Source organism: Pararhizobium sp. IMCC21322, assembly GCF_030758295.1.
Classification (GTDB): domain Bacteria; phylum Pseudomonadota; class Alphaproteobacteria; order Rhizobiales.
This window is the reverse complement of record NZ_CP132335.1, coordinates 3,083,377-3,107,228: the sequence shown is the minus strand read 5'-3', so window position 1 is coordinate 3,107,228 and position 23,852 is coordinate 3,083,377. Positions and strand designations below refer to the sequence as shown.

Sequence of the window (23,852 nt, the reverse complement as noted above, 5' to 3'; positions counted from 1 at the left end):
AGGCATATGTCTCGCTCCCCTTAGCGGTAAATGTCGGTCCAAAGCTCAGATGCATCCGGTTCCGGATTGGCTTGAGCAAATTCAGCAGACTCAGCAACAATTGACCGGACTTCCTTATCGATGTCCTTCAATTCGTCCTCTTTGGCCCAGTCTTTTTCCAGCAATCTCTTCCGGACCTGTTCAATCGGGTCCTGCTCGTCGCGCATTTTCTGTACTTCTTCCTTGGACCGATACTTTGCCGGGTCGGACATGGAATGGCCACGGTAACGATAAGTCAGCATCTCCAGGATCATCGGGCCCTTGCCGCCACGACACCAGGTGACGGCTTCATCGCCCAGAGCCTTAACGGAGCGTACATCCATGCCGTCAACCTGCTTGCCGGGGACGCCAAAGCTTTCGCCGCGACGGTAAAAATCAGGCTGTGATGAAGACCGCGCCACGGATGTTCCCATAGCATAGCGATTGTTTTCGATGATGTAGATGCACGGCAGCTTCCAGAGTTCGGCCATGTTCAGACTTTCATAGACCTGACCCTGATTGGCAGCGCCATCGCCAAAATATGTCAGCGTTACGCGGTCATTTTTGCGGTAGTGGTTTGAAAAGGCCAGCCCGGTTCCCAATGAAACCTGACCTGCAACAATGCCGTGACCGCCGTAAAAATTCTTCTCCTTGGAGAACATGTGCATTGAACCACCCTTGCCGCGAGAGTAGCCGCCAATGCGACCTGTCAACTCTGCCATCACGCCTTTTGGGTCCATCCCGCAGGCCAGCATATGGCCATGGTCACGATAGCCGGTGATGACCTGATCACCTTCGTCGATGGCCATTTGCATGCCGATGACGACCGCTTCCTGACCAATATACAAATGGCAAAAACCGCCGATGAGGCCCATTCCGTAAAGTTGACCGGCTTTCTCCTCGAACCGACGGATAAGAAGCATGTCCCGGAAGGCTTTGAGTTCTTGCTCTTTGGTGAACTCCGCCACAGCGGGTTTGGTGGATTTGCTTCTGGTCTTGCGCGACGTAGATGTCGCAGCACCACGTGACCCCGATGCCTTGGCAGCGGATGTCTTCGCGCGCGTCGTCGACTGCTTTGCGGCAGCCATACGTATGAACCTCCCCTTAGAATGATTGGTAAGTTACATACATATAGGACAATACCGGGAAAATCAAAGATGAATTTGATACTACCCTACGCGCCAAGCGATTGATTTATTACGGAAAAAATGTCTTAACTGAACTTCAGTTAATTGCTGCAAAGCAGCAATTCACCGATCGAAATAGATCAGCATTTCATCTGAACGAACATAACCCAGAAGCTGTCGCGCCCGCTCATCAAGCAGGTCTGCATCGATTGCCGCGAGCTTCAACAGATTTGCACGGTCGCGCATCGCTTTACGCTCGTCAAGCAACTTTGTTCGTTGCTCCAGAAGCTCTACAATACGAATTTGCTCTGTTTGCAAAGCGCGATAGCCATAGCGGCCATTGACTGCATGGAAGGTGAAATAGGTCAACACTAGCACTGTTAAAACAGGCAGAAACAATCGACCGTAAAGGCTTTGTTTTTTGTAACGAGTAGACATTGGCAATACGCGCCTAAACTATCGAGCGGTACGCGGAACTTGAAGCCGCCCTCGAAAACGACACTATGCGCTGAGGGTTAAAAAAAACTTTCGGGAATCCATTTCGCTGCCTGGCAAGCGAAAAAAGATTAAAAAAAGGCCCGACATAATCATCGGGCCTCTTTGCATTCCTGTTACCGCACTAGTTCTTCAGAATACCACGCCCGGCAAAGCGACCCTGGGTACCCAGTTCTTCCTCAATCCTGAGGAGCTGATTGTATTTTGCCAGCCTGTCAGACCGTGCAAGTGAGCCGGTTTTGATCTGACCGCAATTCAAGGCAACCGCGAGATCTGCAATGGTGCTGTCTTCGGTTTCTCCTGAGCGGTGTGACATAACGGCAGTGAAGCCTGCCTTGTGAGCCATCTCAACGGCTTCAAGCGTTTCGGTCAGTGTGCCGATCTGGTTGACTTTCACCAGAATGGAATTTGCCGATTGTTCCTCGATACCGCGGATCAGCCGTTTTGTGTTGGTTACAAACAAATCGTCGCCCACTAATTGGCACTTGTCTCCAACAGCCTTTGTCAGAGCGCTCCAACCGGCCCAGTCATCTTCGGCCATTCCGTCTTCAATGGAGATAATCGGATAGCGCGCGACCAGATCTGCCAGATAAGCGGCCATTTCATCAGAGGATAGCTTCTTGTCTTCACCTTTGAGATTGTAGGTGCCGCCTGCAAAGAATTCGGTAGAGGCACAATCCAGCGCCAGATAGACATCCTCGCCTGGCTTATATCCGGCTGCTTCGACCGACTTCATGATAAAGCCAAGTGCATCCTCAGTTGATGCCAGATTAGGCGCAAAACCACCCTCATCGCCCACATTGGTGTTGTGGCCAGCAGCGCTCAAGCCCTTTTTCAGGGTGTGAAAGATCTCAGATCCCATGCGCAACGCTTCGCTGAAGGTCTCAGCGCCGACTGGCATGACCATGAATTCCTGAACATCAATGGGATTGTCAGCGTGTTCACCGCCGTTGATGATATTCATCATTGGCACCGGAAGGTCACGCGCATTGGCGCCGCCGACATACCGGTAAAGCGGCAAACCGCTCGCATCTGCTGCAGCTTTTGCGCAAGCAAGGGATACGCCGAGAATGGCGTTTGCGCCAAGTCGTGCTTTATTCGGCGTGCCATCCAGCGCAATCATGGTGCGATCGATGTGAATCTGGTTCTCAACTTCAAATCCGCCAATAGCATCGAAAATTTCAGTGGTGACTGCCTCAACTGCCTTCATCACACCTTTGCCGAGATAACGAGACCCGCCATCACGCAATTCAACCGCTTCATGAGCGCCTGTGGAAGCGCCGGAAGGAACAGCTGCACGACCCATTGATCCGTCTTCCAGCATGACATCGACCTCGACCGTTGGATTTCCACGGCTGTCCAAAATTTCACGCGCAACTATATCGACAATGGCTGTCATTGTGTTTGTCCCTTCAGGATTAACTTATTTTCTGCAAATCAGCCGGTGTTGTAGGCAAGTCTGGTGAGAATGCCAAGCTAGCGGGTGCTGGTTTTGCTGAAATTGCGGTTGATGTTCTGATTCCATTCAGAAAATAGCGCTTCAATGTAACTGCAAAATTGCAATGCGAGGCGCAGGGGTTATATAGTAGCGGAAAAGAAAGGTCGGGAAAAATGGCCCACACTGAGACACAAGACAACTCGCCCAAGAGATATGCACCGACCGGACGGGCCGCAAAATTCAGCATTGGTGATGTTGTAAAACATCGGATCTATGCGTTTCGCGGCGTAATTTTCGATGTGGATCCGGAATTTTCCAACACTGATGAATGGTGGGATTCAATCCCGGAAGACGTGCGCCCCAAGAAAGATCAACCTTTCTATCATCTCTTTGCCGAGAATGACGAAACCGAGTACGTCGCTTATGTGTCGGAGCAAAATCTGCTGCCCGACACCAGCGGCGATCCTGTACGCCATCCGCAAGTTGCTGAGGTCTTTGAAAACATCAAAGACGGGCGCTATCAGCCATTTGATATTTTAAAGCACTGATCGGTCCACATTTCTGACCTGCCCAATTGGGTGGTGCCGAGGAGGTGCCGCTCTAGCCGTTGCGCTTACATTGGTATTGTGTTCCGGCAGTCACTGCCGCCGGAACACAGCGTAATTTCAGACGCTCTGGTCTGAAATTACGCTGTACAAGCCTGTTATTGAGTGGCCTCTTGCTGCATTTTAATCAGGTTATCTCTGGCCTGTTGGGCTTTGTCTGCCATTTCCTGCCGCGCTTTTTCGCGCTGTGCCTGAACGATGGCGGGATCAATCGGGTCGCCATCATAGGTGGCTGTGAAACCTGTTAATGTCAGCTCAAAGCCAATCGCCTTGCCTTGCTGGCTGAAGGTTGTGACAGTCAGATTGTTGCCCCCCTTCATTTCGTCGATCGCGTCTTTTTTGATCGGTAATTCCGAATAGCAATATTTTTGGAAGCAGATGCCGTATTTGACAGCGCGTGGCTCGTTCTCGTCAACCTTGAATTGGATGCCGGGCTGTAAAAGCATGCCTGGTGGAACCGAAATCAGGATTGATTGATTTTCATCACCATCAATTTCCCGAACAGCCACAGACGCCAGAAACTGACCATTTGCAGACCTGATTTCCTGTGAAACCAGACAAATTTCTTTTTTGGTTTGTTTGTTTTGCGTGCAGATCTTTGTCCAGGGCTTGGGACCCTCGGCTGCTTCCTGTGCGCTTGATACGTCCGGTGATGTCACCAGAATAAGTGGTGCCAGAACTGGTAACAAACGAGTGAGTGTCTGCTTCTTCGAAAAAGCCATTAGAACCTCAGACTTCCTATTTTGTTTCGTCAAATCACCCACGGCCTAGTTGCCGGTTGCGTTTTGCTGTTGTTCAATCAGGCGTTTGCGTGCTGCTTCGGCCTTTTGCTGCAATTCGTCGCGCAGTGTTTCCTGTTGTACTTTCAGTTGCGCCGGGTCAATTGCCTCGCCATCGTAGCTGGCTGTAAAACCAACGAGGGTCAGCTTGAAATTGATCGCCTTTGCCTGTTGGTTAAGCGTGGTCAGCACCAATGCGTTTCCACGTTTCATCTCGGCAACAACAGATGGGTCTATCGGCAATTCAGCATAGCAGGCGTTTGGGAAACAAATGCCGTATTTGATTTCCTTTTGCGCATTCTTGTCGACCTGAAGCCTGAGGCCGGGTTGAACCAGCATTCCCGTTGGAACGGCGATAACCAGACTTTGCTTTTCTTCGCCACCGATCTCGCGCACAGCAACTGACGCCAGGAACTGGCCCGAATCTGCCCTGATCTCCTGAGTGGTCAGGCAGACATCTTTTTTGGAAGTCGGGTCCTGATTACAGACTTTTACCCATGCAGCCTGCGCCGGGGCAGCTTGCTGTGCTTGGATGTTTCCGATTGTGCCGACCAGCATCGCTGTCGCGATTGTCGTGGCGGCTAGGATATTTTGTTTCAGAGGGATCATGTTGATTGCTCTTCGCTTGTCAGGGCTCTTGGTTGTTCCGTGTGTCAGTGTTCGAACAGTTCAGACGGTCGACACCGACAAGTGTTGTGTTGTGTTTCGCAAATTTGCGGCAAGGTCGCAAATTGTAATTTTGTCATGTTACACAAACAGTGAGTTCGGAAGTGGGTTAGACAGTGGTTGGGCAACAAATAAGGCGATAAATAGGCCCGAGCACAGTTGGAAGCGCCGAGAACGATCATTTTTGACCCGCATTGCATGCTACTTCTTGGATGCGCCATACTCTTCGCCTAACGCAATGGATGATTCGCGTTTCGGCGATTTTGTATTTCTGGAGGATGTTGTGGTTTCCCCTAAGACGGTTGTTTGTTCAATCAAGAAGCGCCTGCCTACCTCATTTGGTCTGCTCGCCTGTTTGTTGTTTTCCCTCTCTGGCGGCGGTTCGTTTGCTGCTGAGCGGGCTCAGGACGCACCGGTTGGTGTGGAATATACAAGGGAAATCGCCAACCCGCCTCACGGATTGGCCATGCATGGACAACCGGCCCTGCCCCCTGACTTTACCGGCTTTCCCTATGCGAACCCTGATGCGCCCCAAGGCGGCCTTATCACCTATGGGTTCAATGGGTCATTTGACAGTCTGAACCAGTTTATCGTTCGGGGTGTGGCGCCGCGTGGCCTGTTTGACGGGGTATTGGGTGCAAATGTCTATGAGGGCCTGATGCAGCGCAATCGGGATGAGGCCTTTACCATGTATGGCCTCATTGCGGATACCATCAAAACAGACCCGGAACGCACATTCCTTGAGATCACCATTCACCCGGAAGCCAAATTTTCCGATGGTGAGCCAATCAAGGTCGACGACGTTTTGTTCACCATTGATTTATTCCGCGAAAAAGGCCGCCCTCCCTATAGTCGCTGGATGCAGGCCATTGAAAGCGTTGAGCGGATTGGTGAGCGCGGTGTGCGGATGAATCTGGGCGAAGGGAAAAACCGCGAATTGCCGCTGTTGCTGGGTATCATTCCGATCCTGCCCAAACATGCCATTGATTTTGATACATTTGACCGCTCCAGCTTAACGCCCATCCTTGGCTCCGGCCCCTATGTTGTTGCTGATGTTAATGCGGGCACGCGGGTCGTGTTGAAAAAAAACCCGGACTATTGGGGTAGTGACCTTCCTGTTCGGGCAGGGTTTGACAATTTTGAAGCGATCCACATTGATTATTATCGCGAGGAAAGCTCCAGATTTGAAGCATTCCGCAAAGGCCTGTTTGACACAAACCCGGAAGACAGTCCCACACGCTGGGCCAGTGATTATGACTTTCCAGCGGTTCGCAATGGGGAGATCGTGCTGGATACTTATGAAACCGGCACGCCAACAGGCATGCGCGGCATGATTTTTAACACGCGACAGGAAAAATTTGCCGACAAACGCATACGGGAAGCATTCACGTATTTGTTTGATTTCCAATGGGTCAACGAGAACCTGTTTTCAGGTGCTTATCAACGGACTGCGAGTCTGTTCCATAATTCCGAATTGTCAGCATTTCAACGTCCGGTGGATGACGCTGAAAAAGCATTGCTGGGCAGTTCCATAGATCAGATCTTACCCGAGGTTCTGGATGGCACGTATACGCCGCCAATAAGTGACGGCACCGGACGTGATCGTAAAAACCTGCGCAAAGCTGTCGAGTTGTTCCGCGATGCTGGTTACGTCCTCAAGGACGGAAAAATGGTGGATGGCGAAACCGGAGAGCAATTTTCATTTGAGTTTATGGCCGATTCACAGCCACAGGAACGACTTGCACTGGCGTTGCAGCGCAATGTGGAACGGATTGGCGTTGAAATGATCATCCGCACGGTTGATTCCGCCCAGTATTGGGAGCGCTGGAAACGGTTCGACTATGATATGCTGCAATATATTTTTACGGCATCCCTGTCTCCCGGCTCGGAGCAATATGGTCGCTGGGGACAGGTTGCAGCCACAACAGAAGGCAGTCTCAACCTTTCGGGCGCAAGCAATCCAGCAATTGACGCCATAATAGACAAGCTGGTTGCTGCCCGTGACCGTGAGGATTTTGTCACCGCAGTACGTGCATTTGATCGCATGATTATGTCCGGCATTTATTTTATTCCGCTGTTTCATACACCGGGGCAATGGCTGGCGCGGAGAACGCGTATTTCTGTTCCGGAGAAAACATCTGTTTACGGCTATCAACCTGCCACATGGTGGGCTACCCAGTAGGAAATTGGCTTACAGATTTCAGTCATAACGAAAGACTAATTCATGCAATCTATCCGCGTTGAAATTGTTTCCGATGTCATGTGCCCGTGGTGTTACATCGGCAAAAAACGCCTCGAGATGGCGCATAATCTGCTTGATGGTATCGAGTTGGATGTCCATTGGCTCCCCTTCCAGCTTGATGGAACACTGCCAAAAAGCGGCAAACCCAGGGCTGAGTATCTGTCAGAAAAATTTGGCGGAAAGGAACGGGCGCAGACAGCTTATACCCAGATTGAAGAAACCGGGGCCGCGCTGGATATTCCCTTTGCGTTTGATCTGATTGAATATTCGTCCAATACGCTTGATGCCCATCGTTTGATCCATTGGGCGGAGCAGGAAGACCTTCAGAACCAGATGGCTGAGCGCTTGTTTCAGGCCTATTTTCTGGAAGGCCAGAACATTGGCGACGATGAGGTGTTGGCGGCTCTGTCGGGCGATATTGGCATGGATGACGATGAAATTCTCGACAAGCTTCACACCGATCTGGCGAAAGATGTTGTGAAGCAACAGATCGCAGAAGCCCAAAAGATTGGCGTGACAGGCGTTCCCTGTTTCATTCTGGGGCAGAAATACGCAATTATGGGGGCTCAGGAGCCTGAAACACTTGCCGAAGCGATTACCCGCACAGCGGCAGAAGCCGATCAGGACGCTTCCTGATCGCCCTCGCTGGCGATTTTTGCCAGTTGGGCCAATGCAACCGCGGCCCCTTTGAGGCGTTGAACCGGCTTCGGCCAATCCCGGATCAGCACGATCTTCTGGTCCGGTCTGATTTTCGCAAGTGTCCCTTGTTGTGAAATGTATTCAATCAAGCCTGTCGGGTTTGGAAAGACACCCTTGCGCAGCGAGAAAACCATGCCTTTGGGGCCGGCATCGACCTTTTCGATATTGCATTGGCGGCATAATTGTTTGACGAAAACCAACTTCAGCAAGTGGTCGACCTCTTCTGGAAGCGACCCGAACCGGTCGATCAGTTCTGCGCCAAAATCGTCGATTTCCTGCGCTGACTCCAGCGATGACAGGCGTTTGTAAAGGGACAGACGCAATTGCAGGTCCGGCACATAGCTTTCCGGTATCATCACAGCCAGGCCAAGCGTGATTTGCGGCGACCATTGGTCTTCCATTTCAGCGTCCAGATCACCCGCTTTCATGCTGGCAACCGCTTCTTCCAGCATTTGCTGATAAAGCTCAAACCCGACTTCGCGCACTTGCCCGGATTGTTCTTCACCCAACAGGTTTCCGGCACCACGAATATCCATGTCATGGCTGGCCAATTCAAAGCCGGCACCCAGACTGTTCAACGATTGAAGGACACGTAAACGACGATCCGCTGTGGCTGTAAGTTTCATGTTTGTGGGGACAGTGAACAGCGCGTAGGCACGTGTTTTGGAGCGCCCGACACGGCCACGCAGCTGGTACATTTGCGCCAGACCAAACATGTGCGCACGGTGAATGATCAGCGTATTGGCTGTCGGAATATCCAGACCGGATTCCACAATTGTAGTCGATAGAAGCACGTCAAACTGCCCGTCATAAAAGGCGTTCATGACATCGTCGAGTTCACTGGGGGGCATTTGCCCATGTGCGACCACGGCTTTGATTTCAGGGACATGCTGCTCAAGAAAAGCTTTTCTTTCCGCCAGATCAGAGACCCTTGGACAGACATAAAAGCTCTGGCCACCTCGGAAATGCTCGCGCAGCAGTGCTTCCCGGATTGTCACCGGATCTACCGGTGAGACAAAGGTACGCACGGCCAGACGGTCTACCGGTGGCGTGCTGATGAGTGACAATTCGCGCACGCCAGTCAGCGCCAATTGCAGTGTGCGCGGTATGGGCGTTGCCGTCAGCGTCAGAACATGAACATCGGATTTCAGTTCCTTCAGCCGCTCTTTGTGCCGAACGCCAAACCGCTGTTCTTCATCGATAACCAGTAGTCCGAGATCGCGGAATTTTATGGCTTTTCCAAGCAAGGCATGGGTGCCGATCACAATGTCGACTTCGCCGGTTTCAAGACCAGACTTGGTTTCTGACAGTGCCTTTGCGGGCACCAGTCTGGATGCATGGCGTACCTTGATCGGCAGTCCTGCAAACCGGTCTGCAAAAGTTTTGTAATGTTGCCGCGCCAACAATGTGGTTGGCACCACTACGGCCACTTGCCTGCCTGACATTGACGCCACAAAGGCTGCGCGCAGTGCTACCTCCGTTTTGCCAAAGCCGACATCACCGCAAACCAGCCGGTCCATAGGACGTCCTGACGCCAGATCATCGGTGACAGCATCTATTGCGCCCAATTGATCTTCAGTCTCCTCGTAAGGGAAACGTGCGGCAAACTCGTCGTAGATGCCTTCATCGAGGGTCAGCGGTGCAGCCGTTTTCAAAGCTCTTGCGGCTGCAACTTTGATAAGCGCTTCCGCCATATCGCGGATGCGTTTTTTCAGTCTTGATTTGCGGGCCTGCCAGGCAACACCACCCAACTTGTCCAAGGACGTTTCGCTGCCTTCAGAGCCGTAACGGGTGAGCAGTTCAATGTTTTCGACGGGCAGAAACAGCTTGTCGCCACCGGCATAGACGAGTTCCAGACAATCATGGGGGGCACCGGCCGCCATAATGGTGCTCAGTCCGGCAAATTGCGCGATGCCGTGCTCGACGTGGACAACAAAGTCTCCCTCGTTCAGACTTGCAGCCTCGGTCAGAACATCTGCATCGCGGCGCTTGCGTTTGCCCTTGCGTACCAGGCGGTCACCCAGCACATCCTGTTCGCCGATCAGGGCGAACCCTTCAAAGGAAAATCCGTTTTCCAGTTCAAGAACAGACAGTCCGACCGTTCCATTCTGCAGACCTTTGGCATCAGTCCATGAATTGATCAACCTTTGCTTGACCAGCCCATGATCCTGAAGGACTTGCGCCAAACGATCCCGTGCGCCTTCACTCCATGCAGCAATCAGCACCCGATTTTTTTCGGCAACCAAATTGCCGACATGGGCAATCAGCGCATCGAAAACATTCTGGTCATTGGCTGCGCGCTCAGCGGCAAATGTTTTGCTCTGGCGACCGCCCATCAGGATGACCTTGCCTGCGTGGGTTTCCTGAATGACATCAAATGGTGTCAGAGAAACAGTCCGGCGCTGCTGCAACAATTCGTTCCAGCTGTCGATGTTCAAATAAAGCAGATCGGGTTCTGAGGGCCGGTAGATCGCCCCCTCGCCGCTGTGTTCCAGTCGGGTCTGATAGTGATCCTCAATCTGGGTGGCGCGATCATCCAAGGCATCTTCAAGCAAATGATCCAGAATGACCGGCGCTTCAGGCGCAAAGCTTAAGACCGGCACCAGTTCTGGCTCCAGATACCCAAGCCAATGCTCCAGACCGGGATAGCGGCGACCTTCGCTGACGGCTTCATATAGCGGATCGTCTTTTGTAACGGTTCCGTTCGATGCGCGATAATTCTGCCGGAAGCGCTGAATGCGGTCTTCATCCAGAATGGCTTCACTGGCGGGCACCAGATCGAGTTCCTGAAGCGCATTGGTGGTGCGTTGCGTCTCCGGGTCAAAACGCCGGAGTGTTTCCAAAGTGTCGCCAAAAAAATCGAGGCGTATCGGTTCTTCATCACCTGGCGCAAATAAATCCAGGATGCCACCACGCACAGCATATTCGCTGGTCTCGCGTACAGTTGGCACGCGTAAAAAGCCATTGCTTTCCAGCCATGCAACAAGATCGGACATGGATACGACACTGCCCGGCTTTGCCTGCCACACCCGTTTTGGAATAATTGATGGCGGAAGCGATTTTTGCAGGGCCGCATTCGCCGTCATCAGAATGATGCGCTGTTTTCCCTTGGCCGTTGCTGTCTGCAACTGCGCCAGCGCCATCATGCGCTGCGCGCTGGTTTGCGCGGTTGGCGAAACGCGATCGTATGGCAGGCAATCCCAGGCTGGAACAAAGACAATTTCTGACAATGGCGCAAAAAACTCTAGCGACTGCCGCAGTAATTCCGCGCGCCGGCTGTCGCGAGCCACGTAACACCATTCTTTAATGCCGGGATTGTTTGCCAGCATTTCAGCCAGAACATAGCCTTCAGCCCCGTCCGCAACACTGCTCAAGGTAACGCGTTCTGTGATTTGAAACAGATTTTTGAGTTTGAGTCGCATGGACATGGTCTGGTGTCAGCTTTCGCCTGTTACAAAATGTGTTGGTACTGTTTTTTTGATTTTTCAGCCTGGTAGGCAACCCAGCGCTGAAACAGCGGTGTGTTGTAATTGTCTGGGACAGACAACGTTCCAGTGACCCATTTGTAGATGTCCCAATCCGGAGCTTCCATCAGATGCTCAAGATCATCCATTTCGGCATCAGAGAATGAGTGGACTTCATATTCTACGAAGCTGCCCAGCAAAATGTCCATTTCCCGGGTGCCGCGATGGGTGGCGCGGAAAATGGCCTGCCTTTTGCGAGAACCCAGGCCACTGTGATCCGGTCTGGTACTGGTATTGGTCATAACGCGCCTCTGGAAGGTTTCCGGCTTGCTATACCCAAGCCACTTGAGTTTGTCAGCCCATGCAACTGGAATAAGCTTGTTGAAATTCGTGAGCAGAGGTCGCTTGCGGGGGCGCTGGAAAAACGGCATTTAATGATCATGCGCCCAGAGATTCTGACACCTCTTTACCAATCTGTTCAAGTGCTTCCCAAAATCGGGCCAAAACTGGCTGTTTTGTTGGGGAAACTGACCCGTGGTGCCGAGAATGAAGACGCGCGTGTCATCGATTTGCTGTTCCACAGACCTTACAGTCTTATTGATCGGCAGCAGCAACCGGGTGCGGCGCATGCAAGAGATGGCGAAATAGCGACAATAAAGCTGCATATTGATCAACATGTGCCGCCACCGCGCGGAAACAAGCGTTTGCCCTACCGGGTTACCGGACATGATGACAGTGGTGAGTTGGATCTTGTGTTCTTTCACGCTCATGCATCCTATCTGGAAAAAGCACTTCCAGAGGGTGAAATTCGGTATGTTAGCGGGACTGTAGAATGGTTCCGCAATGTGCCGCAGATGGTGCACCCGGATCACATTGTGAGCGCTGAAGATTTTGCCACCATGCCGCTGATTGAACCGGTGTACACAATGACTGGTGGCCTGTCGCGCAAGGTTTTTGGGCGCGCTGTGAATGCAGCTGTTGAACTGGTGCCGGACCTGCCTGAATGGCATGATCCGACAATTATGGGACCAAGAAACTGGCCGGATTTTCAGCAGGCGCTGTTTAAACTGCACGCACCTAAAACACCATCCGATCTGGAACCGGAAAGCCCACACCAAAACCGCCTCGCCTATGATGAATTACTGGCTACACAGCTTGCCCTGTCGATTACGCGTCAAAAGATGAGAAAACAAAAGGGCGTCTCAAGAGACTTTTCGGGAGGCAAAAGCGAAACGATCAAGTCCGCGCTGCCTTTCTCCCTCACAGGTTCGCAGCAGACCGCCATCAGCCAGATTGAAATTGATTTGCGCAAGCCGGAGCGCATGTTGCGTTTGCTGCAAGGCGATGTCGGGTCCGGCAAAACACTGGTCGGCCTGATTGCCATGGCTGATGGGGTGGAAGCAGGGTCGCAGGCGGGATTTATGGCGCCCACGGAATTGCTTGCCCGGCAGCATTTTCAGACCATGGAACCGCTTTGTGAAGCCGCTGGGCTGCGTATTGCCATTTTGACTGGTAAGGACCGGCAATCCCATCGCAAGGCAGTCCTGGCCGATCTGGAAGCCGGATTGATCGATATTCTGGTCGGTACGCATGCCTTGTTTCAGGAAAGCGTCGCCTTTCGTGACCTTGGTCTTATCATTGTCGATGAGCAGCACAGATTTGGCGTGCATCAGCGGTTGGCCTTGTCTGCCAAAGGTGTCGCGGTTGACGTTCTGGTCATGACGGCAACGCCGATTCCGCGCACATTGGTGCTGACCTATTTTGGTGACATGGATGTTTCGAAATTGACCGAGAAGCCTGCGGGCCGCCAACCCATTGACACACGGTCGGTTTCACAGGATCGGCTGGATGATGTGATTTCAGGGCTGCAGCGTGCCGTGAGCACTGGCACGAAAGCCTATTGGGTCTGTCCTCTGGTTGAAGATGCAGAGGTGCTTGATCTCACATCTGCCGAGGAACGGTTTGCGACACTGCAATCCGTATTCGGTAATCAGGTCGGTCTGGTTCACGGGCGCATGACACCTGCCGAAAAAGATGCCGCCATGTCTTCCTTCAAATCAGGTGAAACCAGAATTCTGGTCGCAACAACTGTTATTGAGGTCGGCGTGGATGTTCCTGACGCCACTATTATGGTGATTGAACATGCAGAGCGTTTTGGCCTGTCACAGCTCCATCAGCTGCGTGGACGCGTTGGCCGCGGCGCAGAAAAATCATCCTGTATTCTGATGTATAAAGGGCCCTTGGGCGAGACTGCAAAAGCGCGGTTGAATATTCTCAGGGATACGGAAGACGGATTTCGCATTGCCGAGGAAGATCTGAAGCTGCGCGGCGAAGGCGAAGTTCTGGGCATTCGCCAAAGTGGCGCTCCAACCTTCCGAATTGCCGATCTGCAGGCGCATGCGGATCTGCTTGAATTGGCCAGAAAGGAATCACGCCTTATCCTGGAACGGGATGCGGACATGCAAAGCGAACGCGGCCAAAAGCTTCGGGTGTTGTTGTATCTGTTCGGATTGGATGAAGCTATCCGCTATCTGAAATCGGGATAGATCGGTTATTCGACGGGCTCGACTTCACGGGCAGCTTTTTCAAGCATTTCCTTGGCAATTTTCGGATCATCGCCCTTAACGCTGACAACATTGTCGGGATTGGTAACGACCTTACCGCCAGACTTATCCGGATTTACCAGACCAGCCGAAATGACCAATTTGGCGGCTTGTTCAACCGACATGTCGAGTGGGGTCAGGTCTTTGCTGGGCACAAACAGCAAAAATCCGGAAGTTGGATTGGGTGTGGTCGGTAAAAATATCGACACCATGCTGTCGTCCACAAACTCGCCAAGTTTGACCTTCACCTCGCCTTTTGTTTCGGTCGAGATAAACACAATTGCCCAGAGGCCGCGGCGAGGATATTCAAGAAGTGCTGCTGTCTGAAAGGATTTGGAGCTATCAGACAGGACGGTTTCAAAAATCTGCTTCAAGCCCTGATACAGATTCCTGACCAGTGGCATGCGGCCTAAAAGCGTCTCACCATATCGGATAATCGTTTTGCCGACGATACCGGCGGTGAAAAAGCCCAGCAGTGTGATCGCAAGGAATGCAAACAGCAGGCCGCCACCTGGCACCGAGAATGGCAGATACGTGTCCGGATTATAGACCGACGGTATGAGCGGCTTTACCCAGCCATCAATCCACTGGATAAATGTCCAGGTGAGATAAATCGTGATGCTGACGGGCGCGGCAATAACAAGGCCGGTAAGAAAATAGTTGCGCAAACGCAGGCCCGGGCTGAGCCGTTTGCGTGCGTTTCTGCCTGTTTTAGGGTGTTTAGGGGCCATTTTTTTCCATCAACTGGCCACGAAAAACGACTGTGGCTTTCCGACAACATAATTCTCAAATGTGAAAGCGCAATGGCACGGCGTGCTTTCTATCGACAAATTACGATTAATATCACTCCACTGTGACAGATTTAGCGAGATTCCGCGGTTGATCGACGTCGGTCCCCATGAAAACGGCTGTGTGATAGGCCAGAAGCTGGATCGGAATAGAGTAGACCAATGGCGCAATATCCGGGTGTACATCCGGTAAAACTATGGTTTTCAGTGTTTCAACTTCTGCCTTTGCTGCGCCTGCTGCATTGGTAAACAGGATGATCTGCCCACCTCTGGCTGCGACTTCCTGCATGTTGGAGACGGTTTTTTCAAAAACATTGTCATATGGGGCGATAACCACCACCGGCATGTCTTCGTCAACCAGCGCGATGGGACCGTGCTTCAACTCGCCGGCTGCGTATCCCTCTGCATGAATATATGAGATTTCCTTGAGTTTCAGGGCACCTTCCTGAGCCAGTGGAAAGTTCGTTCCCCGGCCCAGATAAAGGGCGTGGCTGGCTTTCGACAGATCGCGCGCCAGACTTTCGACATCATCTTCCTGAGACAGCGCCATCGAGGTCAATCTGGGGGCAGCAGAAAGCGCTGCAACGATTTCTTTCTCAGCGGCTGGATCAATGAAACCGCGTGCAACTCCCGCCCGTACGGCAAGAGAAGCCAAGACCGACAATTGACAGGTAAAGGCTTTGGTTGAGGCAACACCAATTTCCGGTCCGGCCAATGTAGGAAACACAACATCTGATTCCCGCGCGATTGTGCTTTCAGGTACGTTGACAATGCTGGCGATGGTTTGGCCGTTTTGCTTGCAGTAACGCAGGGAAGCCAGCGTGTCGGCTGTTTCACCGGACTGGGAAATAAACAGTGACAGACCGTTTTTATCGAGCGGTGCTTCGCGATAACGAAACTCCGATGCAACATCGATATCGACTGGCAGGCGGGCCAATTTTTCAAACCAGTACTTTGCGATCTGACCAGCGATGTATGCGGTTCCGCAGGCTGTCATGCTGATGCGCGACAGTTTTGCAAAGTCAAATGGCAACTCCGGCTGCTGGCTGGCCTTGCCGGCTGCAAAGTCCAGATAGTGGCTCAGCGTGTGGCTGATCACTTCCGGCTGCTCATAAATCTCTTTCAGCATGAAATGCTTGTAGTTGCCCTTGTCCACCATCAAAGCGCTGGAGCTTGAGCGCTGCATGGGGCGCTCGACAGGTTTGCCTTCGCTGTCGAGTATCTCCAGGCTGTTACGGGTGATGGTGGCCCAATCGCCATCATCGAGATAGGTGATGCGATCTGTAAATGGAGACAGGGCAATAGCGTCGGAGCCGATATACATTTCGCCATCGCCATGCCCGATTGCTATGGGGCTGCCGCGACGTGCTGCGATCAGAAGGTCTGCATCACTTTTGAACAGGACAGCCAGAGCAAATGCGCCCTGAAGCTTGTTAAGCGTATTAAAGACCGCTTCCTTTGGGGACCGTCCATTTGCCACTTCGTGCGAGATCAAATGCGCGATGACTTCCGTATCGGTTTCAGATTCAAAGGCAGAGCCCTCTTCCAGCAGTTTTTCCCGTAAGGCGCTGAAGTTTTCGATAATTCCATTATGGACAACGGAAACGTCGCTGGTGGCATGTGGATGAGCATTCCGGACAGAGGGAACACCGTGTGTCGCCCATCGTGTATGACCAATTCCTGACAGGCCATCGAGTGGCATTTCAGCCACGTGCTGCTCAAGATTGACTAATTTGCCTTCGGCGCGACGTCTGTCGAGTATGCCGTCATGAACTGTGGCAATGCCTGCTGAATCGTAGCCGCGATACTCAAGCCTCTTAAGCGCATCAACCAGAAGCGGGGCGACCGGCCTGGTCCCCAAAATACCTACGATACCACACATAATTCTGATGCTCCCCAACGAACACGAGTAAACAAATGACCTGTTGCCATTTCTGGTGATGTGCCAAAAAGCTCTGCCATAGCCAAATCAAGTCATATGTCGAAATATTGCTGTTGAGGCCTGAATTCAGAGCATAATTCTGCAATGCGATCTGTGTTTGTCTTGTAGTCAAACATTCTAAGAACGCGTTAAAGTCCGACTGCCGCTCCTTTAGATGCTTCATAAAGTCTAAATCTGAAACCAATCCTACATGAATCCGAAGGCCATGCCGGTCCGGCCTGAGAGCGATTACTGGTATAAAGAAATCTTTATGTCTTCAATTCATTTATTGACATTTTGCTTCCATGGCGCGATTGCATTGAAAACATCCATCGGAATTTGATCATGACCGCCACAACGCTTGCCAGCCTGCTGGATCAAAAACCTGTTCTACTGGCCGATGGGGCCACGGGAACAAACTTTTTCGATCTGGGTCTTGGACCAGGTGATCCGCCGGAATTCTGGAATCTGGATGAACCGGACAAGGTAACAGAGCTTCATCAGGCTTTTGTTGATGCCGGGTCTGACATCATTCTTACCAATACGTTTGGCTCAAACGCTCCTCGCCTGAAGCTGCATAAAGTCCAGGATCGGGTGTTTGAGTATAATTACGCCGGGGCAAAGCTGGCCCGAGCTGTGGCTGACAATGCAGACCGGCCGGTTGTGGTTGCCGGATCTGTCGGTCCGACTGGCGAGCTATTCGCGCCCCTTGGCGAAATGACATATGATGGCGCAGTCAAAGCATTTGTGGATCAGATGAAGGGCTTGAAAGATGGCGGTGCTGATGTCGCATGGATTGAAACCATGTCCGCCAAGGAAGAAATGCAGGCTGCAGCTGATGCAGCCAATATTTGCGGCCTCCCCTATGTGGTGACGGCCAGCTTCGACACAGCCGGAATGACCATGATGGGGCTCCCGCCGTCAGACATGCCACACCTGCTGGATGGGTTGGAAACACCCCCAATGGCTGTTGGCGCCAATTGTGGAGTTGGTGCCTCTGATCTTTTGATGTCGGTTCTGTCAATGTCCGAGCAGCCCGGCGACGTGGTAATTGTTGCCAAAGCCAATTGTGGCATTCCGCAGATAAAGGGCGATCAGGTGGAATACACCGGAACGCCGGATTTGATGGCGGACTACATCCGTCTTGCGATTGATGCCGGGGCACGCATTATTGGCGGGTGTTGCGGCACTTCGGCCATTCATTTGGCCGCCATGCGCGCCGCACTGGACGCCCATCAAAAAGGTGAGCGTCCGGATGAAGCCAAGATCGTCGAGACCATCGGCGCAATCGTTAATCCGATTTCATCTGGTGCCAACAAACCGCAGCGCCGCTCACGCCGCCGCGACCGTTAAGGCACTCTAGTCGGGTTTTCCGTCTTTCAAACCGAATGATTGCTGCATGGCGGTGCTGCGGATTTTCATTGATCGTGCCATGGCATCCTTTTTGGGGTCCTTGGGCGCGAACGCATCTTCCATTCCGTCTTTCTTGCGTGCAATGAAGTCATTCAGGCTGTCTTCGATGCCTTGATCAAGCGCAGGTGCTTCATATTCCTGCAGCATTTTTTTCCAAAGCTTATTTGCCCGTTGTTCCGCTGTTTGTTCGCCATCGGCCAGCCACTGCTCGTAGGAGTTATTGTCCGCAATGGTTGAGCGATAAAAGGCTGATTCAAAATTCTCCTGCGTGTGCTCGCAGCCAAGATAGTGGCTTCCAGGTCCAACCTCGCGGATTGCACTCATAGCCTGACCGGTTTCTGACAGGTCAATGCCTTCCGCGAAACGCTGCATCATGGCGAGCTGATCGCAATCCATGACGAATTTTTCGTAGGAAGATGCCAGACCGCCCTCGAGCCACCCAGCCGAATGTAATGCAAAATTCACGCCGCCCATGAGGGTCGGCATCAAGGTTTGCGCGCTTTCATAAGCAGATTGGGCATCGCAGACCTTGGAGCCGCACAATGAGCCGCCAGAGCGGAAAGGAATGCCGAGTCTTCTGGCCAATTGGCCAGCGCCATAGAGAACCAACGTAGGCTCGGGTGTCCCAAAGGTAGGCGCTCCCGATTGCATGGAGATGGAACTTGCAAAGGTTCCAAATACAACCGGCGCACCGGGACGACAAAGTTGAGAGAATGCGGCACCGGCCAGGACTTCGGCCAGTATCTGGGTCAAAGTACCGGCGACCGTGACCGGTGACATGGCGCCGGCAAGAATGAAAGGCGACACGACCGTCGCCTGCCCGGCCTTTGCGTAAACTTTGAGTGCGCCCAGCATTGTTGAATCAAACACCATGGGTGAATTTGCATTGATCAGGTTGATCAGCACGCAATTCTCATCAACAAACTCATTGCCGAAGAGCAGTTTTACCATGGCAACTGAATCTTCGGCGCGGTCTGGATCGGTGACTGACCCCATGAAGGGTTTGTCCGAATATTTGATGTGGGCCATCACCATATCAAGATGGCGTTTGTTAACAGGTACATCGACCGGCTCACACACAGTGCCTCCGGAATGATGTATCGCGGGTGCCATATAGGCCAGCTTCACAAAATTATGGAAATCCTCCAGCGTCGCATAACGACGACCGCCATCCAGATCTCGGACGAATGGAGGCCCATAGACAGGTGCGAATACGGTTGTTTTGCCGCCAATTTGGACCGAGCGTTCCGGATTTCTTGCAAATTGTGTGAATTCGCTTGGGGCTGTTTCAATCAGCTTGCGACAAAGCCCTTTTGGGAAACGCACACGCTCGCCCTGGACATCCGCGCCAGCGTCGCGCCACATCTGCAATGCTTCCGGATCTTCGCGGAATTCAATGCCTATTTCCTGCAGAATGGTATCTGCATTGGCTTCAATCAAAGCCAGACCTTCTTCGTCCAGAATTTCGACGGTCGAAATTTTACGCAAAATCGCAGGCATCTGAGGATCGCGACGATTGGCACGCAGAGCCCTGCGGCCATCCATACCTCCGCTGCGCCTGCGGCGTGGAGACTTTGTTGGTTCTGCGCTGCTTTGATGACTGTCGGCCATGTTGATTGCCCTCAAGAATTGCCCATAGGCAAAGATGCCGTATGGCACGGGGATGATGCGTTCCTATTGCGTCATACAGTAGTGGTTTTCGCGACAGTCAACCAGTCCCGACCCTGTTCTGCGGGCGAAGTTTCGTCGTTTCTATCTCGCTGGAGGTCGTTTTCAGTTGCACGAAACATTAAACAATTGCGGAATACTCTTGCAATTCCGTGCGTGGTATCGCAGTGGAATATTAAATGCGGCAACGTCCGAGAGTGAGCTGGTTATGTCCGATGATGATGACATCATTCTATCTGAGTTGAATGACGACGAACTCGTTCTTCAAATGCATGACGATTTGTATGACGGGCTGAAAGAAGAAATTGCTGAAGGTGTGAACATTCTGCTGGAGCGGAAGTGGACACCTTACGACGTTCTCACCAAAGCCCTGGTTGAAGGTATGCGCATCGTCGGTATCGATTTCCGCGATGGAATTCTGTTTGTTCCCGAAGTTCTTCTGGCTGCCAATGCCATGAAGCAAGGCATGGGTATATTGCGCCCCCTGCTGACGGAAACGGGCGCACCCAAGGTCGGCACTATGGTGATTGGCACCGTAAAGGGCGACATTCACGATATTGGCAAGAATCTTGTTGGCATGATGATGGAAGGTGCCGGTTTTGAAGTTTTCGATCTGGGCATCAACAATCCTGTAGAGGATTATCTGGCGGCGATCGAAGAGCATAAGCCGGACATTCTCGGCATGTCTGCTCTGCTGACCACAACAATGCCCTATATGAAGGTCGTGATTGATACGATGAAAGAAATGGGCATTCGCGATAAGCACATCGTCCTTGTTGGTGGTGCGCCGCTGAATGAGGAATTCGGTTTGGCCATCGGTGCTGATGCCTATTGTCGCGACGCAGCTGTTGCTGTTGAGACTGCGAAAGAGTGGATGGCACGCAAGCACAATCAGATGGCCAGCGCCTAAACTTGCCCGGGAGTGATTTGTCTCCCGCAATGGGAGCCAAAACATGTCTCTTCCAAGTGATCATGTTCTAACTGAACAAGGATTTGGTGAAAGCCAGAACGGATCCGTTCTTTTGATCGGTTGCGGCGCCTTGGCGCGTGAAATTCTGGCACTCAAAGCGGCAAACTCCTGGAATCATATGGTTCTGCGTTGTCTGCCTGCAAAGCTGCATCTTTACCCGGAAAAGATTACACCTGCTGTTCGCGAAGCGATTCACAAAGGACGTGAGGATGGGTTTGCAACCATCTACATCCTGTATGCTGATTGCGGCACCGGGGGCCATCTGGATTCTCTGTGTGCTGAAGAAGGTGTGGAACGCATTGCAGGGCCACATTGCTATTCCTTCTTTGACGGAAATGAAGCATTTGCTGAACGGGCCGATGACGAAATGCGGTCATTTTACCTGACCGACTTTCTGGTGAAACAGTTTGACGCCTTTGTCTGGCGGCCAATGGGGCTGGATAGGCATCCCGAATTAAGAGATATGTATTTTGGCAATTATGAGAAGCTGATTTATCTGGCTCAAACGAATAATCCCGAGCTTGATGCAAAGGCAGCCCTTTGCGCAGAGCGGCTTGGGCTTGTCTATGAGCGACGTTCAACAGGCTATGGTGATTTGGAAATTTCCATGAAAAGCCTTGCTGTTGATCCTTTGAGCCCCTAAATCGCGTTCGCAGTCGCATTCCCACCATGTCATGTCGCTGGGAATGCAGCGCAAAGTCGGTATGACCCACATTCTCACCCTAGGAGCAGGAAATGGCACAGAAGACCATCGTCTATTGGAAAGATATCCCAACGCAGATCATCGTTAAGGCCGGACGTAAGGCTGCCAAACGGGAATTGCCGGAATATTTCATTCAATCGGTGGACCAATGTGCCATGCGGCTTGGGGCCAAAGACAGCGATGCCTATCTGGAAGAATGGCGACGCGGTTCGCCGGAAGAGGTATCAGGCGATCTGGAAGCTGAAGCGGATCAGGCATTGGAAGCCATGATTGCAGCTTATCCCAAAACGCGGCTCAAGGCTTTGATTGATGCTGGAGGCGTTGACCATGGAACTGGCGATAGCTAAACGACGATTGACTGCGTCCATTGAGGCTTCGGCCAAACAGGTGTTGTCGACCGATGGGCTGAGCGGACTGTTTCCGGTAGGGACATGGGTCTATCTGACCGATGTTGGTGTTGATCCACTGGAGACCATGGTTGCTGCTGCGGCTAAAGTGAGTGCCTGCGGCTATGTTCCAGTGCCCCACATTCCTGCCCGCCGCATAGCAAGCCGCGATGCTCTGGAATTACGGATCAATCGCCTCGTAAGCGAAGCGGGCGTGGACAATGTGCTGGTCATTGCTGGTGAAGCGGACCGGCAAGCAGGCCCCTATTCCGCTTCAATTGACATTTTGCGCAGCGATGTTCTGAGCAAGCACGGCATCCGTAAAATCGGAGTGGCTGGCCATCCGGAGGGCAACACGACCATTCCGGCTGGAATTGTTCTATCAAGTCTGCTCGAAAAAGCAGCCTATGCTGCTAACACAGACGCAGAGATGCGCATTGTGACTCAATTCGGGTTTGACGCCGAGCGCTTCATCAGCTGGGCAGACAGTCTTCCTGAGCAGGGTATCAGCCTGCCTGTTCACATTGGCATGGCTGGACCAGCCAAGATGACCACCCTCATCAAATATGCCGCTATATGCGGCGTTGGTGCATCCATGAGCTTTTTGAAAAAGCGGGGATCTGCCCTTGCCGCGCTTGCAATGGGCTTTGATCCTGACCCGATTTTGTTGGCGATGGAGGATCATATGGCTTCAAATCCGTTCACCCCCATCAAAGCTGTGCATGTATTTCCCTTTGGCGGGCTTAAAAAAACTGCGAATTGGCTTGACGACAGAGGCAGTTGGGACATAAAGAAATCTTTATATCTTGATGCAAGTGTGATTTAAGCACTTCAGAACCGCTAACAAATTGGAATTACCCCATGACACAGACTGTTGTTGCGTCTGAAACGCGCACGGCCATTATTGGCTTCGACCAACCTTTCTGCGTGATTGGTGAGCGTATTAATCCGACAGGCCGCAAAAAACTGGCAGCAGAAATGCTTGAAGGTAATTTTGAAACTGTCAAAGCAGATGCCCTGGCTCAGGTTGCAGCCGGTGCCACCATGCTGGATGTCAATGCTGGCGTGACGAGCATTGATCCGAATCAAAGCGAACCTCCACTGCTTGCGGCCACAATAGAGCTGGTTCAATCGCTTGTGGATGTGCCGCTTTGCATTGATTCATCCGTCCCTGCCGCCTTGGCCGCTGGCCTGGCAGTCTGCAAGGGCCGTCCTTTGGTGAATTCGGTCACCGGAGAAGAGGACCGGCTGGAAATCGTGCTGCCGCTTTGCAAAAAATACGATGTGCCGGTTATTGCAATCTCGAATGACGAAACCGGAATTTCAGAAGACCCGGATGTCCGGTTTGCTGTTGCCAAGAAAATTGTCGAACACGCAATGGATTACGGCATCAAGCCACACGATATTGTAGTTGATCCACTGGTTATGCCCATTGGCGCCATGGGTACGGCTGGACTGCAGGTGTTCGCGCTGGTGCGTCGTTTGCGTGAAGAACTGAAGGTCAATACAAGTTGCGGCGCTTCGAATGTTTCGTTTGGAATACCACACCGTCATGGCATTAATGCAGCGTTTTTGCCGATGGCGATTGCTTCTGGCATGACATCGGCGATCATGAACCCTTGCCGCCCTGCGGAGATGGAAGCAGTTCATGCTGCAAATGTGCTGATGGGCACAGACCCGAATTGCCAGACATGGATTTCTACCTATCGGGACCATGTTCCCGGCAATGCGGTTGCGCCAACTGTCGAAGCTGGTAGCGGCGGACGTCGCCGTGGTGGACGGGGCGCACGCCTCGCTAAAGCCTAAATCGGAGCGACTTCCTTGAGCGATCCAGCCAGTACTGATGCAAATCATGATTTCAGCGCCG

Annotated in this window: 20 protein-coding genes; 10 read left to right on the top strand and 10 right to left on the bottom strand. The window is 52.2% G+C overall.

The window, feature by feature from the left end:
- Nucleotides 1-20: 20 nt before the first annotated feature.
- The 3 genes from pdhA to eno all read right to left on the bottom strand — a co-directional run bounded on the left by pdhA (nt 21) and on the right by eno (nt 3,039).
- Nucleotides 21-1,106 (bottom strand): pyruvate dehydrogenase (acetyl-transferring) E1 component subunit alpha, encoded by a 1,086-nt coding sequence (gene pdhA / locus RAL91_RS14650; protein WP_306256963.1) that lies wholly within the window; start codon nt 1,104-1,106, stop codon nt 21-23.
- 162 nt (nt 1,107-1,268) lie between these two features.
- Nucleotides 1,269-1,583 carry a septum formation initiator family protein gene (locus RAL91_RS14645; RefSeq protein ID WP_306256962.1) on the bottom strand — a complete coding sequence of 105 codons (315 nt, stop codon included), beginning with the start codon at nt 1,581-1,583 and terminating at the stop codon, nt 1,269-1,271.
- Nucleotides 1,584-1,764: 181 nt separating this feature from the next.
- Nucleotides 1,765-3,039 carry a phosphopyruvate hydratase gene (gene eno, locus RAL91_RS14640; protein WP_306256961.1) on the bottom strand — a complete coding sequence of 425 codons (1,275 nt, stop codon included), beginning with the start codon at nt 3,037-3,039 and terminating at the stop codon, nt 1,765-1,767.
- Between the two features lie 212 nt (nt 3,040-3,251).
- Between eno and hspQ the strand changes: the two genes are divergently transcribed.
- The gene (hspQ, locus tag RAL91_RS14635; protein ID WP_306256960.1) at nt 3,252-3,626 is read left to right on the top strand and encodes a heat shock protein HspQ; all 375 of its coding nucleotides are present in this window, start codon (nt 3,252-3,254) and stop codon (nt 3,624-3,626) included.
- A 155-nt stretch (nt 3,627-3,781) separates the two neighbouring features.
- Here hspQ and RAL91_RS14630 read toward each other — a convergent pair whose 3' ends face one another.
- Nucleotides 3,782-4,405 carry an invasion associated locus B family protein gene (locus tag RAL91_RS14630; protein WP_306256959.1) on the bottom strand — a complete coding sequence of 208 codons (624 nt, stop codon included), beginning with the start codon at nt 4,403-4,405 and terminating at the stop codon, nt 3,782-3,784.
- A 45-nt stretch (nt 4,406-4,450) separates the two neighbouring features.
- Complete coding sequence (locus RAL91_RS14625) at nt 4,451-5,071, bottom strand: invasion associated locus B family protein (protein ID WP_306256958.1); 621 nt, start codon at nt 5,069-5,071, stop codon at nt 4,451-4,453.
- A 340-nt stretch (nt 5,072-5,411) separates the two neighbouring features.
- Between RAL91_RS14625 and RAL91_RS14620 the strand changes: the two genes are divergently transcribed.
- Together RAL91_RS14620 and RAL91_RS14615 are read left to right on the top strand one after the other, a co-directional pair.
- Nucleotides 5,412-7,310, top strand: coding sequence for an extracellular solute-binding protein (locus tag RAL91_RS14620; protein ID WP_306256957.1), 1,899 nt, complete (start codon nt 5,412-5,414; stop codon nt 7,308-7,310).
- A 42-nt stretch (nt 7,311-7,352) separates the two neighbouring features.
- Nucleotides 7,353-8,006 carry a DsbA family oxidoreductase gene (locus tag RAL91_RS14615; protein WP_306256956.1) on the top strand — a complete coding sequence of 218 codons (654 nt, stop codon included), beginning with the start codon at nt 7,353-7,355 and terminating at the stop codon, nt 8,004-8,006.
- Here RAL91_RS14615 and mfd read toward each other — a convergent pair.
- Nucleotides 7,991-11,491, bottom strand: a complete 3,501-nt coding sequence (gene mfd, locus RAL91_RS14610; protein WP_306256955.1) for a transcription-repair coupling factor — start codon at nt 11,489-11,491, stop codon at nt 7,991-7,993. The two genes, RAL91_RS14615 and mfd, sit on opposite strands and share 16 nt — an antisense overlap.
- A 29-nt stretch (nt 11,492-11,520) precedes the next feature.
- A complete protein-coding gene (locus tag RAL91_RS14605) occupies nt 11,521-11,835 on the bottom strand; it encodes a succinate dehydrogenase assembly factor 2 (RefSeq protein WP_306256954.1) in 315 nt (104 codons plus the stop codon).
- A gap of 138 nt (nt 11,836-11,973) precedes the next feature.
- On the opposite strand from RAL91_RS14605, the gene recG reads away from it, so the two are divergent.
- Nucleotides 11,974-14,079, top strand: coding sequence for an ATP-dependent DNA helicase RecG (gene recG / locus RAL91_RS14600; protein WP_371932546.1), 2,106 nt, complete (start codon nt 11,974-11,976; stop codon nt 14,077-14,079).
- Nucleotides 14,080-14,084: 5 nt separating this feature from the next.
- On the opposite strand, the gene RAL91_RS14595 is transcribed toward recG, so the two are convergent.
- Nucleotides 14,085-14,867, bottom strand: a complete 783-nt coding sequence (locus tag RAL91_RS14595; protein ID WP_306256952.1) for a DUF502 domain-containing protein — start codon at nt 14,865-14,867, stop codon at nt 14,085-14,087.
- Between the two features lie 112 nt (nt 14,868-14,979).
- On the bottom strand, nt 14,980-16,806 hold the full coding sequence (gene glmS, locus RAL91_RS14590; RefSeq protein ID WP_306256951.1) for a glutamine--fructose-6-phosphate transaminase (isomerizing): 1,827 nt from the start codon (nt 16,804-16,806) through the stop codon (nt 14,980-14,982).
- Between the two features lie 384 nt (nt 16,807-17,190).
- Here glmS and bmt point away from each other — a divergent pair, with 384 nt between their 5' ends.
- Nucleotides 17,191-18,198, top strand: coding sequence for a betaine--homocysteine S-methyltransferase (gene bmt, locus RAL91_RS14585; protein ID WP_306256950.1), 1,008 nt, complete (start codon nt 17,191-17,193; stop codon nt 18,196-18,198).
- A gap of 6 nt (nt 18,199-18,204) precedes the next feature.
- Here the strand turns inward: bmt and RAL91_RS14580 are convergent, their stop codons facing one another.
- Nucleotides 18,205-19,869, bottom strand: coding sequence for a trimethylamine methyltransferase family protein (locus tag RAL91_RS14580; protein ID WP_306256949.1), 1,665 nt, complete (start codon nt 19,867-19,869; stop codon nt 18,205-18,207).
- Nucleotides 19,870-20,134: 265 nt separating this feature from the next.
- Between RAL91_RS14580 and RAL91_RS14575 the strand changes: the two genes are divergently transcribed.
- The 5 genes from RAL91_RS14575 to RAL91_RS14555 all read left to right on the top strand — a co-directional run bounded on the left by RAL91_RS14575 (nt 20,135) and on the right by RAL91_RS14555 (nt 23,791).
- A complete protein-coding gene (locus RAL91_RS14575; RefSeq protein WP_306256947.1) occupies nt 20,135-20,836 on the top strand; it encodes a B12-binding domain-containing protein in 702 nt (233 codons plus the stop codon).
- Between the two features lie 43 nt (nt 20,837-20,879).
- Nucleotides 20,880-21,539, top strand: coding sequence for a DUF1638 domain-containing protein (locus RAL91_RS14570; RefSeq protein WP_306256946.1), 660 nt, complete (start codon nt 20,880-20,882; stop codon nt 21,537-21,539).
- A gap of 92 nt (nt 21,540-21,631) precedes the next feature.
- On the top strand, nt 21,632-21,946 hold the full coding sequence (locus RAL91_RS14565; protein WP_306256945.1) for a virulence factor: 315 nt from the start codon (nt 21,632-21,634) through the stop codon (nt 21,944-21,946).
- Nucleotides 21,927-22,811 carry a methylenetetrahydrofolate reductase gene (locus tag RAL91_RS14560; RefSeq protein WP_306256944.1) on the top strand — a complete coding sequence of 295 codons (885 nt, stop codon included), beginning with the start codon at nt 21,927-21,929 and terminating at the stop codon, nt 22,809-22,811. Before RAL91_RS14565 ends, RAL91_RS14560 begins: the two co-directional genes overlap by 20 nt.
- A gap of 35 nt (nt 22,812-22,846) precedes the next feature.
- The gene (locus RAL91_RS14555) at nt 22,847-23,791 is read left to right on the top strand and encodes a methyltetrahydrofolate cobalamin methyltransferase (protein WP_306256943.1); all 945 of its coding nucleotides are present in this window, start codon (nt 22,847-22,849) and stop codon (nt 23,789-23,791) included.
- The last annotated feature ends 61 nt before the right edge of the window (nt 23,792-23,852 follow it).

What these genes read in the sequence shown, in the direction of transcription:
- pdhA (WP_306256963.1), bottom strand. Translation starts at nt 1,106, where the DNA reads ATGGCTGCCGCAAAGCAGTCGACGACGCGCGCGAAGACATCCGCTGCC.
- RAL91_RS14645 (WP_306256962.1), bottom strand. Translation starts at nt 1,583, where the DNA reads ATGTCTACTCGTTACAAAAAACAAAGCCTTTACGGTCGATTGTTTCTG.
- eno (WP_306256961.1), bottom strand. Translation starts at nt 3,039, where the DNA reads ATGACAGCCATTGTCGATATAGTTGCGCGTGAAATTTTGGACAGCCGT.
- hspQ (WP_306256960.1), top strand. Translation starts at nt 3,252, where the DNA reads ATGGCCCACACTGAGACACAAGACAACTCGCCCAAGAGATATGCACCG.
- RAL91_RS14630 (WP_306256959.1), bottom strand. Translation starts at nt 4,405, where the DNA reads ATGGCTTTTTCGAAGAAGCAGACACTCACTCGTTTGTTACCAGTTCTG.
- RAL91_RS14625 (WP_306256958.1), bottom strand. Translation starts at nt 5,071, where the DNA reads ATGATCCCTCTGAAACAAAATATCCTAGCCGCCACGACAATCGCGACA.
- RAL91_RS14615 (WP_306256956.1), top strand. Translation starts at nt 7,353, where the DNA reads ATGCAATCTATCCGCGTTGAAATTGTTTCCGATGTCATGTGCCCGTGG.
- mfd (WP_306256955.1), bottom strand. Translation starts at nt 11,491, where the DNA reads ATGCGACTCAAACTCAAAAATCTGTTTCAAATCACAGAACGCGTTACC.
- RAL91_RS14605 (WP_306256954.1), bottom strand. Translation starts at nt 11,835, where the DNA reads ATGACCAATACCAGTACCAGACCGGATCACAGTGGCCTGGGTTCTCGC.
- recG (WP_371932546.1), top strand. Translation starts at nt 11,974, where the DNA reads ATGCGCCCAGAGATTCTGACACCTCTTTACCAATCTGTTCAAGTGCTT.
- RAL91_RS14595 (WP_306256952.1), bottom strand. Translation starts at nt 14,867, where the DNA reads ATGGCCCCTAAACACCCTAAAACAGGCAGAAACGCACGCAAACGGCTC.
- glmS (WP_306256951.1), bottom strand. Translation starts at nt 16,806, where the DNA reads ATGTGTGGTATCGTAGGTATTTTGGGGACCAGGCCGGTCGCCCCGCTT.
- bmt (WP_306256950.1), top strand. Translation starts at nt 17,191, where the DNA reads ATGACCGCCACAACGCTTGCCAGCCTGCTGGATCAAAAACCTGTTCTA.
- RAL91_RS14580 (WP_306256949.1), bottom strand. Translation starts at nt 19,869, where the DNA reads ATGGCCGACAGTCATCAAAGCAGCGCAGAACCAACAAAGTCTCCACGC.
- RAL91_RS14575 (WP_306256947.1), top strand. Translation starts at nt 20,135, where the DNA reads ATGTCCGATGATGATGACATCATTCTATCTGAGTTGAATGACGACGAA.
- RAL91_RS14570 (WP_306256946.1), top strand. Translation starts at nt 20,880, where the DNA reads ATGTCTCTTCCAAGTGATCATGTTCTAACTGAACAAGGATTTGGTGAA.
- RAL91_RS14565 (WP_306256945.1), top strand. Translation starts at nt 21,632, where the DNA reads ATGGCACAGAAGACCATCGTCTATTGGAAAGATATCCCAACGCAGATC.
- RAL91_RS14560 (WP_306256944.1), top strand. Translation starts at nt 21,927, where the DNA reads ATGGAACTGGCGATAGCTAAACGACGATTGACTGCGTCCATTGAGGCT.
- RAL91_RS14555 (WP_306256943.1), top strand. Translation starts at nt 22,847, where the DNA reads ATGACACAGACTGTTGTTGCGTCTGAAACGCGCACGGCCATTATTGGC.